Annotated in this window: 14 protein-coding genes and 1 pseudogene; 3 read left to right on the top strand and 12 right to left on the bottom strand. The window is 70.5% G+C overall.

What is annotated here, in order from left to right:
* Positions 1-7: 7 nt before the first annotated feature.
* From A8M77_RS31595 to A8M77_RS31635, 10 genes are all read right to left on the bottom strand, one after another.
* On the bottom strand, positions 8-289 hold the full coding sequence (locus A8M77_RS31595) for a hypothetical protein (RefSeq protein ID WP_086925433.1): 282 nt from the start codon (positions 287-289) through the stop codon (positions 8-10).
* Between the two features lie 53 nt (positions 290-342).
* Positions 343-2,598 (bottom strand): ATP-binding protein, encoded by a 2,256-nt coding sequence (locus A8M77_RS31600; RefSeq protein ID WP_238137045.1) that lies wholly within the window; start codon positions 2,596-2,598, stop codon positions 343-345.
* On the bottom strand, positions 2,595-3,869 hold the full coding sequence (locus A8M77_RS31605) for a DUF4255 domain-containing protein (protein ID WP_158101034.1): 1,275 nt from the start codon (positions 3,867-3,869) through the stop codon (positions 2,595-2,597). Before A8M77_RS31605 ends, A8M77_RS31600 begins: the two co-directional genes overlap by 4 nt.
* Entirely contained in the window at positions 3,866-4,717 is an 852-nt protein-coding gene (locus tag A8M77_RS36305) for a hypothetical protein (RefSeq protein ID WP_158101035.1), read from the bottom strand. The genes A8M77_RS31605 and A8M77_RS36305 overlap by 4 nt, the downstream gene beginning before the upstream one ends.
* Positions 4,717-5,439 (bottom strand): hypothetical protein, encoded by a 723-nt coding sequence (locus A8M77_RS31610; protein ID WP_086925435.1) that lies wholly within the window; start codon positions 5,437-5,439, stop codon positions 4,717-4,719. Before A8M77_RS31610 ends, A8M77_RS36305 begins: the two co-directional genes overlap by 1 nt.
* Positions 5,440-5,452: 13 nt before the next feature.
* Positions 5,453-5,965 (bottom strand): phage tail protein, encoded by a 513-nt coding sequence (locus A8M77_RS31615; RefSeq protein WP_086925436.1) that lies wholly within the window; start codon positions 5,963-5,965, stop codon positions 5,453-5,455.
* Positions 5,966-5,994: 29 nt separating this feature from the next.
* On the bottom strand, positions 5,995-7,524 hold the full coding sequence (locus A8M77_RS31620; RefSeq protein ID WP_086925437.1) for a phage tail sheath family protein: 1,530 nt from the start codon (positions 7,522-7,524) through the stop codon (positions 5,995-5,997).
* A 21-nt stretch (positions 7,525-7,545) separates the two neighbouring features.
* Positions 7,546-7,818, bottom strand: a complete 273-nt coding sequence (locus A8M77_RS31625) for a hypothetical protein (protein ID WP_086925438.1) — start codon at positions 7,816-7,818, stop codon at positions 7,546-7,548.
* Positions 7,819-8,102: 284 nt separating this feature from the next.
* The gene (locus tag A8M77_RS31630) at positions 8,103-8,453 is read right to left on the bottom strand and encodes an alpha/beta hydrolase (protein WP_086925439.1); all 351 of its coding nucleotides are present in this window, start codon (positions 8,451-8,453) and stop codon (positions 8,103-8,105) included.
* Positions 8,454-8,575: 122 nt separating this feature from the next.
* Positions 8,576-9,601: a sigma-54 interaction domain-containing protein gene (locus tag A8M77_RS31635; protein ID WP_238137046.1), complete on the bottom strand. Its 1,026-nt coding sequence runs from the start codon at positions 9,599-9,601 to the stop codon at positions 8,576-8,578.
* Positions 9,602-9,766: 165 nt separating this feature from the next.
* Between A8M77_RS31635 and A8M77_RS31640 the strand changes: the two genes are divergently transcribed.
* On the top strand, positions 9,767-10,651 hold the full coding sequence (locus tag A8M77_RS31640) for a S1C family serine protease (RefSeq protein WP_086925441.1): 885 nt from the start codon (positions 9,767-9,769) through the stop codon (positions 10,649-10,651).
* 23 nt (positions 10,652-10,674) lie between these two features.
* A complete protein-coding gene (locus A8M77_RS31645; protein ID WP_086925442.1) occupies positions 10,675-11,037 on the top strand; it encodes a response regulator transcription factor in 363 nt (120 codons plus the stop codon).
* A 23-nt stretch (positions 11,038-11,060) separates the two neighbouring features.
* Here the strand turns inward: A8M77_RS31645 and A8M77_RS37325 are convergent, their stop codons facing one another.
* The gene (locus A8M77_RS37325) at positions 11,061-11,183 is read right to left on the bottom strand and encodes a hypothetical protein (protein ID WP_272947465.1); all 123 of its coding nucleotides are present in this window, start codon (positions 11,181-11,183) and stop codon (positions 11,061-11,063) included.
* A gap of 29 nt (positions 11,184-11,212) precedes the next feature.
* The gene (locus A8M77_RS36310; protein ID WP_158101036.1) at positions 11,213-11,368 is read right to left on the bottom strand and encodes a hypothetical protein; all 156 of its coding nucleotides are present in this window, start codon (positions 11,366-11,368) and stop codon (positions 11,213-11,215) included.
* Positions 11,369-11,692: 324 nt separating this feature from the next.
* Between A8M77_RS36310 and A8M77_RS35760 the strand changes: the two are divergent.
* A pseudogene (locus A8M77_RS35760) lies at positions 11,693-11,860 on the top strand (4-aminobutyrate--2-oxoglutarate transaminase); the annotation flags it as partial.

Consider the following 11,860-nt stretch of genomic DNA (forward strand, 5'->3'; position numbering starts at 1 on the left):
TCCTCTCCTAGCCGTGCGGCCCCGCATGCACACCGGCCAGCCCCGCATGGATCGACACCGCGATCTGTTCGCCCAGCGCGCGGGCGCCCCCATGGCCCGGCGCCTCGACGGCGGGTGCCTGCAGCGAGTGCAGCGCGAGCGACGGGCCTCCAGCCAGTTCGGGCAGGCCTCGTTCCTGCAACAGCTGCAGCAGATGGCCCTGCAGCGCGGCCCGCAGGTCGGCGGCTTCGTGTGCGCCGGCCGTCGTGCCGTCGACCACCAGCTCTTCGATGTGCAACCGGATGCTCATCGGAGTACCTTCGCCATCGGCTGCGGTATTCGCCTTTGGGACGGCCCGGCGGCTCATGAGGTCTCCCGCGCGGCGCTGCCTTCCGCCGCTTCGACATAGCGGAAATCGGCCTCGTTGACAGGCCGGTCCAGCTTGCGCAGCTCCATGCGGCCGGCTTCCAGCAGCAGGTTGGTGGTGACCTTCGTTCCCGCCCGCGCAGCCATGAACGCCGCCGTCAGCGCGATGCTCTGGATGTTCCCGCCCGTGAGGTCGAGCCGCCCCAGCCGCTCGTAGTCCAGCGGTGCGAGCGGCGTGTCGGCCGGAAAGACGCGCTCCCACATCCGGCGTCGCTCCGCGGGGCCGGGATAGGGAAAGTTCACGACGAAGCGCAGCCGCCGGATGAACGCCGTGTCCAGCGCGCTCTTCATGTTCGTGGCGAGGATGGCCAGGCCGCTGAAGGCTTCCATCCTCTGCAGCAGGTAGTCGATCTCGATGTTGGCGTAGCGGTCGTGCGAGTCCTTCACTTCGCTGCGCTTGCCGAACAGCGCGTCGGCCTCGTCGAAGAACAGGATGGCGCCGCCGCATTCCGCCGCGTCGAAGACCTTGCGCAGGTTCTTCTCCGTCTCGCCGATGTACTTGTCGACCACGGCCGACAGGTCGATGCGGTACAGGTCGAGCTGCAGCGCATTGGCCAGGACTTCGGCCGCCATCGTCTTGCCGGTTCCGCTGTCGCCGGCGAAGAGCGCGCTGACGCCCAGGCCCCGGTTCATGCGCGCGCGAAAGCCCCAGGTGTCGTAGACCTGCGAGCGCGCATGCACCTGGGCGGCGATCTGCTCGAGCAGCGCCGTCTCCTGGGCCGGCAGCACGAGCTGGTCCCAGCTCGCACGCGCGTCCAGCCTTTGCGCCAGGCGCGCGAGCATCGGCCGCGTCTTCTCGCGGCAGGCGGTCCACAGGGCGGCCCCGAAGGCAGCATCGTCCATGCCGTCGCTGCGCGCGAGCGTCGTCGCGGCGATGCGCTCGATGTCGGGACGGTTGAGATCGAACTGCGCCGACAGGCGAGCCGGCTGGTCCGGCGCGCGTGCACCGATCGCGTCGGTCCAGGCCTGCAACTGCTCGGCGGTCGTGGGCTTGCCGACGTCGAGCGACACCGCCGGTTCGACCGGCAGCTCGATGCCGTCGCGCGAATCGATCATCAGCAGCCCGCCCGTGCGGGCCACGAAATGACCAAGCCGGTGCGCGGGGCTGTCGGGGCCGGCGGACTTCTCGATGTCGTGCGCGTCGATGTACAACGCCACGGGCAGCAGCAGGCTTTCGCGCTCCCACAGGCGGGCCAGCGTCTCCAGTTCGGCCGGGTGCGCGGGCAGCGCGTCGGCCGGCAGGCGATGCAGCTGCATGCCGAGCATGGCTGCGGCGACGCCCGCGATCTCGCGCTTGCTTTGCCGGTCCCGGCCGCGCAGCGACGCCACCGCATGCCATGCCTGGCCCGCGGGCGCATCGGCAACCAGGATTCGCGTCAACGTGGCCACGGCATCGCGCTGCGAAGGCGGCAGCTTCTCGAGTGGCGGCGCATTCACCGGCAGAAGCAGCGGCGCCAGGCGGTCGTCGAGGTAGTTGAGCCCCTTGACGAAATTGACGATGCGTTCGTCCGCGCGCAGGGCGCTGGACGTGAGGGCGCGTGCGCCGGGCTGGTTGATCTCGACCAGCCTCCAGTAGCGAAGCGGCCGTTCGGGCGACAGCGCTTCCCACGCCGGATCGTCGAACAGCGTCATGGCCAGCCCGAAGCTCGGGTGGTCGCGATCGGCCCGGCCCTGCGCGGCGGCGCACCGGGCTGCCGTGCCGGTGTCGAGTTCCAGCGCCACGCACAGCAGCAGGATGTCGCGCTCGAAGTCGGACAAGCCCAGGCGCCGGGCCAGGATCATCAGTGCCGGCGGCGGGTCGCCCTCGGCCGCGGCGGCGAGGCGGCGCGCCGCGTCGTCGGGCGGCATTTCGATCCGGTTCGCGATGGGCGCGGAAGCCAGCAGCGGGACGGCGCCCCCTGGCTGTTGCAGCGGCGGGCGGCGGAAGAAACCCATCGGGCTGCGGCCGGAGCCTTTGGGCTGACGACTCTCGGCCGGCGCCGCCGCCGGCAGCGTTGCGGCAGGTGCCGGCTCCGGCGCAGCCTGCGATGGCACGAGGACGGCACGTGGTGCCTGCGCGGCAGCATCGAGGCGTTCGCGCAGGCTCGCCAGCGCGGCGCCCAGGTAGTTGTTGTTGCGCGCCTGCCAGCTGTCCAGCTCGGCCGCCATCGCCGGGTCGTGCGCCTGATGCGGCGCGTCGAAGGTGGCGTTCATGCGATGTCCACCCGCTGAGCGTCGTCGAAGGCGAAAGCGCCGTCGGCGGGGTCGATGCGCACCGGCACGCTGTCGACGCCGTCGACGCGCAGCCAGACCAGCTGGCCGGCGCCCGCGGGTGCCGACGGGATCACGAAATCGACCGTGCCGGTGACGGCCGCGTGCGGCTGCGCCGGCACTTCGCGATCAGCGATCAGCAGCGACACCGCCTGGCCGGGCTGGATGCGCGGCCTGCAGCCGAGCGTGAGCGTGACCGAACCGCCCACGCGGGTCGCCGGGTTCGGCACGATCGAGGTCACGGTGGGCGCGACCAGGAGCGGCCATGCCGGCGAGCGCGCCGTCGCGCTGCCTCGACGCACGCTGGCGACCACGCTGTACACGCCGGCGGCCCACGGGTCCGGCACGGCAGGGTCTTCGCCGAGGGTCAGGCGCAGCTGCCCGGCATCGCGGTCGCCGGGCGCCACGTCGATGTCCAGGGGCGGCCGCAATGGATGCCGGAAGCGCAGCGAGACGGCATCGCCCTCGAGGTTGCGGCCAACGATGATCAGGCGCGAATCCAGCGGCGCGGCGCGCAGGCTCGGCAGGCGCGGCTGCCGCTCGGCCGCGGCGGGGAAGCCGACCCAGCCCTCCTCCAGCAGCGGAATGGAGGCGGCGGTCGCCTCGACGCCCTGGTCGTGCGGGCCGCGGCGCAGTACGGGGAGCACGGGCGATGCGGTCTCGACGGCGTCGAGCAGCACCACGCTGGCCGTGTAGGCCAGCGACAGCGCATGGGGCGTCTGCACCATCACTGACCACAGCTTGGAATGCTCGTCCAGCGTGAGCGTCGTCGGCGTGAAGCGCACGCGCTCGAAGGCGTCCGCCAGGTCGGAGCCGGCGAGTTCGGGATGGCCCGCAAGCGCGTCGCTGATGTTCTGTGCGCTCAGAAGCGGCCGCGCGTGCAGGTCGCGACTCACCGCGCCGAGCATGCGGTCGGGTTCCAGCAACTGGTCGTCGCCGTAGAAGCTCAGGAGGTAGTGCAGCTCCAGCGCGGCTTGCGGCCTGCGCACCAGGCGGCCGTCGGCGCCTCGTGAAGGCAAGTCGTCGTTGCGAAGCGCCGCGTTCGCCGCCACCTGGTACAGATAGACGTGCACCCGCCGCTGCGGCGGGCCTGCCGCCGGCGCTTCCGGGCGGCCGAAGCGCAGGTTCACGCCGCCGACGGCCTGCTGCGCCGACGCATGCACCCGCTGCCCGAGCGCCGCGGTGACGGTGGCGACGGCAAGGTGGTTGCTCATCGGGAGCCCCCGGCATCGCGGCGTGCCAGGTAGTCGGCGAGGCTCAGCGCGGGGCGGGGTGCGGCCGCGCGCGATGAGGGGCGAGTTGCTGGCGGCGCTGCGGTGCGCAGTTCGACGCGGCCGATGGTGACGTGCACCTCGGGAGCAGGGAGCGTCATGCGTGCACGCGGCTCCGGCAGCCATGCAGCCGCCGGCCGTGCGGCGGCCGGCCCGAGGGCAACAGGCGCGAGCAGGGGAGGCTGGCGGGGCGCATCGCCCGGGTCCTGCTGTCGGTGATCGATGGGCGGGATGGCGGCTGCTGTGCGCGCTGCGTCGAGCGTCGCAAGCCGTGGCGGCATGTCACGTGTCGCCTGCGGCGCCGACGCAGGCGAAGTGTCGGGAAGCGGCGGCCCGCCATCGTGGCGGCCGGGCATGCGGGGGTCGATCGCCTGCGGGCTGTGTCTCAGCGGGGCGGGCAGCGCGGCATGCGCGGCGGATTGCCGTGGCAGCTCGACGGGGACGGGCCCGCGCACGGCAGGCTGCGTCGCACGGGTCGCGGTGTCCATCGCCGGCGCGACGCTCTTCTTCACTGCGCCGGCGAGCACGGTGTCGAGGCCGGTGCGACCGGGTGTGCCGGCGAGGGTGCGCTCCCAGGGGGGCTCGCCCGATGGCGCAGCGGCTTGCGCAAGGGCCTGCACTGCGGACGCAGGCGCCGCGCGCTGCGCATCGCGCGCGCCGTCCTGTTCGGCTGCGGGCGTCGCTGCGTCAGGCCCCAGGACTTCCTCGAAGGCCCCGGACCGTGCGTGCGACGACGCGGCCGCGGGCACCACCAGCGCGCGTTGCACAAGGCGGGTGAGGAAGCCGGGCATCACGCCCTCCCCATCAGGTCGAGGTAGGCGCCGCGGCGCGCCGGGCTCATGGCCAGGATGCAGTCCTCGCTCCAACCGTAGCGGCTGGCCAGCACGTGCACGCATTGCAGCAGGTCGAGCGCCCACCGGTCCAGTTCGCGCCAGAGGTAGCCGGCGATGTCGAAGGGCGCCTGGTTTCGCCGGTTGCAGGCAGGACAGCAGAGTTCGAGCAGCACGTCGGCCTGTCGATCCGCCTCGCTCATGGCCGCAGCCGCCGCGTCGGCGAGCTCGCAGGGAAGCTGCGTCGGCGGCATCGGACCGGGCCCATCCCAAAGGCGTGTCAGCAGCAGCCTCTCGGCGGCTTGCGCATCGGACTCGTGTTCGACGGCCAGCAGGTCCGCGCTGGTCGGCAGGCGGAATCGCCCGGTCGAGCCGGCGGCCGAGACTTCGCAGATCTGCCCGTGTTCGGCGTGCCCGGCGCGGATATCGCCGACGCCGAACGTCAGCTCGATGTGCTCGCCGCAGGCCGGACACGGCAGCACGCACGCGACGTCGCTGCCGAACAGCGTCTCGCGCAGCGTCAGCAGCCACGCATCGCGATGCCCGATGCCTGCACGCGCCAACGCGTCGGCGTCGGACTGCGGCAGCGCCACGCCCAGCAGCAACAGGCCGCGCTGTGTGTGGGAGGCCTGCACGCCGGACTCCCACACCTTCAACAGCTCGCGTGGGTCGTGCGGGTGCATGGGGATGCCGGGTCTAGAGCGACGGCTCGGTGGGTTCCGTCACTTGCTCGTCGCGCTCCCAGCCCTCGTTCTCCAGCTTGATGGACTGGATCAGCACGGCGTTGGCGTTGGCGTCGAGGTCGGCCTGCGCCTGGAATTCCGAGACCCATGCGCGGTACACCCTGTAGGCGATGACTTTCTGCCCGGCCTCGTTGTAGAGCTCGATGATCAGGTCCTTGCGGAAGTCCTTGAGCGATACCTCGGCGCCGAGCCCGGAGCCGAAATTCCAGACCGAGTTGGCCCACTTCTCGAACTCCGGGTCGTGCGTCACGCCACGTTCGAGCGTGATGGCTTCGTACTTGGTGCGGCCCGGCGATTTGCGCCCGGTCGACGGATCGCCGCCCTCGCGGTGCTCGACCACTTCGGTGCTGCGCTTGAGCGCGCCCACCTTGCTGATGCCGGCGACGTAGCGGCCATCCCACTGCACTTTGAACTTGAAGTTCTTGTACGGGTCGAAGCGCTGCGCATTGACGGAAAACTGGGCCATGTCGGTGCTCCTGTCTGTATCGCTGGGGCCTAGGTCGGGATGTCGCCGGCGATCTGCTGCAGCTTGATGACCACGAACTCGGCCGGCTTGAGCGGAGCGAAGCCGACGATGATGTTCACGATCCCGAGGTTGATGTCGGCCTGGGTGGTGGTCTCCCGGTCGCACTTGACGAAGTACGCTTCCTTCGGCGTGCTTCCCTGGAACGCACCCTGGCGGAACAGGCCCTGCAGGAAGGCGCCGATGTTGAGGCGGATCTGCGCCCAGAGCGGTTCGTCGTTCGGCTCGAACACCACCCACTGCGTGCCGCGGTAAAGGCTCTCCTCCAGGAACAGCGCCATGCGCCTCACCGCCAGGTATTTCCATTCCGAAGTCAGCGCATCGGCGCCGGCCAGGGTGCGCGAGCCCCACACCACGCGCCCGTAGACCGGGAAGTCGCGCAGGCAATTCACACCGAGCGGATTGAGCTCGCCGTTCTGCGGGTCGGTGAGCTTGAGGGCCAGCGCGCTCACGCCGGTGAGTGTGGCCTCGGTGCCCGCCGCCGACTTCCACACGCCGCGCGTGGCGTCGGTGCGCGCCATCACGCCGGCGACCGCGCCGCTCGGGGCGAAGGTGTCCAACCGGTTCTCCCGCAACGGATTGGGCGCACGCACGCGTGGAAAGAAGAAGGCCGCGTTGCTGTCGCGTCCCACGTCGTTGGCATGCTGGATGGCCTCGGCGATGGTGTCGACCTCGGCCGGCGGATCGACCAGCAGGATCGCGCGCCGCCGCCGGCAGTAGGCCAGGGCCGGGCCGAGGTCCGCCGCCGCGACGTCCTTGTCCGGCGCGTAGGGCGGGATCACCAGGATGTTGAAGAGGTCGGCACGTTCGAGCGCGTAGATGCCCTGCTGCGTGGCCTCGAGCGCGACATCGGTGATCCGCGTCGGGCCCACGGGGTCGCCGTCCGCCGTGTCCGCGACGGCAAGCAGGGTGGCCGCGGCCGGATTGGGGCGGTTCGGCGCAGCGGGCACCGCGGTCGCGCGCACCAGGCTGCTGCCGAGCAGCACGCGCTGGACATGTCGCGCATGGGTCGCGTCGGTCGACAGGCCGAAGTACACCTCGCGCACGTCGTTGGCCGGGTCGGTGTCGCGCACGATCAGGTTGAACAGCGGCGCGGGCAGCGTGCCGCCAGCGCCGTCGTCATCCGTGATGGTCGCCTCGATGAGGCGGCCCCACGTGCCCGGGCTGGTCGCCGACAGCGTGAGCCCGTTGTTGGTGAGCGTGGCCGTCGCCGCGTTGGTACCGACCACGCGCACGATCAGTGCGTCGCTGCCGCCGTTCTGGAAGAACTGGCTCACCGCGAAAGACATCGGGCTCTGGTTCCAGACGCCGCCGAATACGCGCTGGTACTCGGCAAAGCTGTGGACCCGGACCGGGCTCAGGCGAAGCGGATCGTTGTCGACCGGTCCCCGGCGCGCACGCCCGACGAAAGCGGTGATCGACGTCGCCACGCCGGTGATCGTGCGGACGCCGCTCGCGACCTCTTCGATGTAGACGCCGGGGTAAGTCAGTGCCTGTGGCATGCGTTGCTCCTTCTTGTGCGCTCAATGCGCGACGTGGTGTTCGCTGTGCTCCTGCTCGCTCGCGTACAGGCGGGTGCCGTCCGCCAGGCTCACGCGGCGCATCAGGCCGCCGTCGACCAGGCGCGCGAGCGCTTGCTCGATCTCCTCCGGCGTCGCCGTCGCACCCTGGCTGCCCAGCCACCAGCGCCGGATGCCCTCGGCCGAATCCGCGGCATGCGGATGCGAGGCCAGGTAGTCCAGCACGCGGCGCTCGATCGAGTCGATGGCGTATGTACCTTGGCCATGTGCGTTCATTCGATCTCCTGCGCTGATGCCGAGGCTTGGGGCCGCTGGGCGTCAGCGCAGAGTGCAAGCGCAATGCCAGGCATCGCGAGACGCGCAAGTTGGCGTCGCGACAGGGAAAAAAGGGGAGACAGCCCCTCGGGCCGGGTCAATGCGGACCCGGCGCGGATCGCGCGGCAGGGTCTCTGCAGACCCGGTGCACCGCATATTGATCGCGAGGGCTCAGGCCTGTGGGCGCCCTTCAAAAAAAACGGGCCACGAGGGCCCGTTGAACTTTCGCGTTGTCGCGGAGCGATTCAGAGGCCGGCCTGGCGTGTGAAAGAGACCTTCGGCTTCTTGTAGGCCGCCGGCACTTCGTCGCGGTAGAAGGCGCGGCGGTCCAGGCTGGCGAAGGGGTCGTGCGCCTTGGCGACGGCTTCCGCATGCACCTTCGCGCGATCGGCGGTGGATTCGAAGCGCTGCGCGCCGGCGCTGGCGCCTTCGGCATAGAGGTTGCCGGCTCGCGCCGCGTCGACGGCCTGGGCGGCGACTTCGCTGCGGCTCGCGCCGGAGGTCAGGGGATGCACGCCTTCGTAGGTCTCTGCCTGTGCACCGGCAGCGGCCAGGAGCGAGAGGGCGGCGGCGGCGATGAGTTTCGAGGTCTTCATGTCGGTTCCTTCAAAGGGTGTGTCGATGACACTACTCTGCGCGCACGCACCCTCGAGAAACCGCCGCGTTTTGAACCGCGGTGTTTTCAGGCTGGAAACAATGAACGGGCCGCGCCCGTGGCTCAGCCGGGATCACCCCACGCGCTGTCGCGCGCGATGCCGTGCTTCTTCAGCAGCTTGCCGAAGGCACGCCGCTCCTTGCCGACCATTTGCGCCGCGCGCGTCACGTTGCCGTCGGCCTGGCGCAGCGCGCGCTGCAGGTAGTCCTGCTCGAACTGACGCACCGCCTCTGCCTTCGCGCGTTGGAAGCAGCCGAGGCCGCTGTCATCGCAGTCGACGGCGCGCGCGGATTCGTGCGCTGGGCCAGGCCCCGCGGTTGCGCTGCCGTCCATCAGGAACTCGCGATGCACCCAGTTCTCCAGCTCACGGATGTTGCCGGGCCAGCGCTGCGCGCGCAGCCATTGCAGCGTCTGCACCGGCAATGTCCTGATGGGCAGGCCGTACTTGGCGCTGAAGCGGCGGATGAAATGCATGGCCAGCAGCTCGATGTCGCCCCCGCGTTCGCGCAGGGGCGGCAGCACCAGGTGCAGGATCTTGAGCCGGTACATCAGGTCGGCGCGAAAGCTGCCCTCGGCCACCAGCACGGCGAGGGGGCGGTTCGATGCGGCGACCACGCGCACGTCGGTCTCGCGCTCGCGCGCCGTACCGACGGGGCGGTAGCGCTGGTCCTGCAGGAAGCGCAGCAGCGTCACCTGGGCCCTGCCGGAGAGCGCGTCGACCTCGTCGAGGAAGAGGGTGCCGCCGTTGGCCTCCGCGACGAGTCCGGCGCGGGCCTGGCGCGCATCGGTGAAAGCGCCGCGCTCGTGGCCGAAGAGCTCGGATTCGATCAGCGTCTCGGGCAGCGCGCCGCAGTTGACGGGAACGAAGGGCCGCGCGCCGCGCAGGCCGCCGTAGTGGATGGCGCGCGCCGCGAGCTCCTTGCCGGAGCCCGTCTCGCCCTCGATCAGCGCGGGTGCCTCGGTGGCCGCGATGCGCCGCAGCTGCGCGAGCATCGCGGTATGCGCGGGCGAGCTGCCGACGATCTCCTCGCTGAACTGCTGCCATCCTTCCGGTGCGTACATGGCTCTGGAGGAAGTGGTCAGGGACATGGGCTGCAGATGGATGGAGGCGCTGCGTGCGACCGCGGCTGAATCTACTAGGCTGGTGCCGAAGCGCAATATCACTGACGGCGTATGTGCACGCGGGCCTGCCCGACCGGGCAGTAGGCGCGCAACGCACGGCTCTTGACAATGGCATCGAAGCCAGGAGCCGCGATGTCGAATACTTCTCCCTACTCTTCTCTTGACCAGTGGTCGAATGTCGTTGCCGATGCGGTGAGCGCTGCAGCGCCCGGCGTGGTCGCGATCCAGACGCGCCATGCGCGCGCCAGCGGATTCGCGTGGCGGCCCGGATGGATCGTGAGTTCCGAGGAAGGCCTGCCCGAGGACGAGGAGGCCGAGGTCACGCTCCCCGGTGGTGCGACGCTGGCGGCCAAGGTGGCGGGACGCGATCCCACGACCGACGTGCTGCTGCTGCGCTGCGAAGGCAGCGAGGCGCAGCCGGTGGCCTTCGATGCGACGCCGCTGCGCGTGGGCGAGATGGTGGTCGCGGTCGGCGCGCGCGAGGGGTTGCCGGTGGTCGCGGGCGGGCTGGTCTCGCTGGCCGGCCCGGCTTGGCGAAGCCTGCGCGGCGGCGAGATCGACGCGCGCATCGAGCTCGATCTGCGTCTGCGCCTCGGCAGCGAGGGCGGCCTCGTGCTCAACGCGCGGGGCCGGCCGGTGGGCATGGCTGTGTTCGGCCCGCGGCGCAGCGTGTTGCTCATCCCGGGGGGCACGGTAGAGCGCGTGGCCACGCAACTGATGGCGCATGGTCGCATGCCGCGCGGCTATTTGGGCCTGAGCCTGCAGCCGGTGCGGGTGGATGCCTGCGGCGTCGGCGCGATGGTGATGGGCGTGGCCGCGCGGGGGCCCGGCGAGGCGGCCGGCATCCGGCAGGGCGACATCATCGTCGCGCTCGACGGGCAGCCGATCCGCAGCGTGGCGCTGCTGCTGCGCCGGCTCGGGCCCGCGAGCGTGGGCACGGTGCTCGCGTTCTCGCTGCGGCGTGCCGGCGAAGCGCTGGACGTGCAGCTCACGGTGGGCGAGAGGCCATCCGATTGAGCACAGCGGTCCACAATGGCGCGATGAAGCCCATCGTGATCGCGCTGGAGATCGACGACGAGGCCTTGTCGCAGAGGCTGGCCGCCGCGCTGGCTGCGGTGCCGGACATCCGCGTGGCCGAGCGCGGCGAGGTAGCCGACCTGGCGGTGGTGCTCCCCGAGGCCGCGCAGCGCAGCGAGCCGGCGGACATGACACTCACGCCGCGCGAACTGGAAGTGCTGGCCCTGGTGGCCGAAGGCGCATCGAACAAGCTGATCGCGCGGCGCCTGGGTATATCGGTGCACACCGCGAAGTTCCACGTCGGCTCGCTGATCGACAAGCTCGATGCGACGGGGCGAACCGATGCGGTGGCCCAGGCGGCGCGCCTGGGCGTCCTGCATCTCTGATGCGTCTCCGGGAGTCGGGCTCGTCAATCCTGCCGCAGCGGGCAAAAGGGGCGTCCTTCCACGGCGGCCCAGATGCACGCGCGGATGCAGGCGATGACCAGCCGCGCATCCTGTGCGCGGGGTACGGTTCTCATGGCGATGAACATTCTTTTCTCCCGGCGAGAGGCGTGGCGCCTCAGGTCGCCCAATGCGAATAGTGAAGCACCACGTAGCCCAGCGAATGCCAGAAGCAGGCCTCGGCATGACTGCGGGTGAGGATGCGCGAGCCGTTCAGCCCGAGGCATTCGTAGCCTCTGCCATCACCTGCGGAATCCAGATTGATCTTGTCCATGGCATGCCTCCGATGCTGTTTGTTGTAGGCCTTCGACTGCACGGGAGCCAGCGGCGGGCGGCGCGGTGCCTCGTCGGTGTGCGGGCGTAGCGCTTGTCCGCATTCATCCTCACCATCGTTGTCGGCACCGGCTGACATGCGGCGGTACGTCGCACGACCTGGCGCAGCACGAAGTCGGGCAGCGCCCGGATCTCGCGCTGGGTCAGTGCTTGGATTGGTTCCACGAAATTGAGATTACTTGGTTCTATTTATGGAATTAATAGTTGCATAGACTGGCGCGATTCACAGCTACGCGCGGGTGCCACGGCCCGCCACGATCGCGCCATGAGCACTGCCATCGCCACCCCCGCCGACAGCGCGGCTTCCTCCAAGCCGAGCAACAGGAAGCTCGACGAGCGCCGCGCTGCCGCGACGCCACGCGGTGTCGCCATCGGCTTCCCCTTCTATGCCGAGCGGGCGCGCAACGCCGAGCTGTGGGACGTGGAAGGGCGG

Origin of the sequence: Variovorax sp. JS1663 (assembly GCF_002157355.1) — a bacterium.
Taxonomy (GTDB): domain Bacteria; phylum Pseudomonadota; class Gammaproteobacteria; order Burkholderiales; family Burkholderiaceae_C; genus Variovorax.

What these genes read in the sequence shown, in the direction of transcription:
- A8M77_RS37325 (WP_272947465.1), bottom strand. Translation starts at nt 11,183, where the DNA reads ATGTTCATCGCCATGAGAACCGTACCCCGCGCACAGGATGCGCGGCTG.
- A8M77_RS31635 (WP_238137046.1), bottom strand. Translation starts at nt 9,601, where the DNA reads ATGTCCCTGACCACTTCCTCCAGAGCCATGTACGCACCGGAAGGATGG.
- A8M77_RS31605 (WP_158101034.1), bottom strand. Translation starts at nt 3,869, where the DNA reads ATGAGCAACCACCTTGCCGTCGCCACCGTCACCGCGGCGCTCGGGCAG.
- A8M77_RS36305 (WP_158101035.1), bottom strand. Translation starts at nt 4,717, where the DNA reads ATGCCCGGCTTCCTCACCCGCCTTGTGCAACGCGCGCTGGTGGTGCCC.
- A8M77_RS31625 (WP_086925438.1), bottom strand. Translation starts at nt 7,818, where the DNA reads ATGAACGCACATGGCCAAGGTACATACGCCATCGACTCGATCGAGCGC.
- A8M77_RS31620 (WP_086925437.1), bottom strand. Translation starts at nt 7,524, where the DNA reads ATGCCACAGGCACTGACTTACCCCGGCGTCTACATCGAAGAGGTCGCG.
- A8M77_RS31645 (WP_086925442.1), top strand. Translation starts at nt 10,675, where the DNA reads ATGAAGCCCATCGTGATCGCGCTGGAGATCGACGACGAGGCCTTGTCG.
- A8M77_RS31630 (WP_086925439.1), bottom strand. Translation starts at nt 8,453, where the DNA reads ATGAAGACCTCGAAACTCATCGCCGCCGCCGCCCTCTCGCTCCTGGCC.
- A8M77_RS31610 (WP_086925435.1), bottom strand. Translation starts at nt 5,439, where the DNA reads ATGCACCCGCACGACCCACGCGAGCTGTTGAAGGTGTGGGAGTCCGGC.
- A8M77_RS31640 (WP_086925441.1), top strand. Translation starts at nt 9,767, where the DNA reads ATGTCGAATACTTCTCCCTACTCTTCTCTTGACCAGTGGTCGAATGTC.
- A8M77_RS31600 (WP_238137045.1), bottom strand. Translation starts at nt 2,598, where the DNA reads ATGAACGCCACCTTCGACGCGCCGCATCAGGCGCACGACCCGGCGATG.
- A8M77_RS36310 (WP_158101036.1), bottom strand. Translation starts at nt 11,368, where the DNA reads ATGGACAAGATCAATCTGGATTCCGCAGGTGATGGCAGAGGCTACGAA.
- A8M77_RS31595 (WP_086925433.1), bottom strand. Translation starts at nt 289, where the DNA reads ATGAGCATCCGGTTGCACATCGAAGAGCTGGTGGTCGACGGCACGACG.
- A8M77_RS31615 (WP_086925436.1), bottom strand. Translation starts at nt 5,965, where the DNA reads ATGGCCCAGTTTTCCGTCAATGCGCAGCGCTTCGACCCGTACAAGAAC.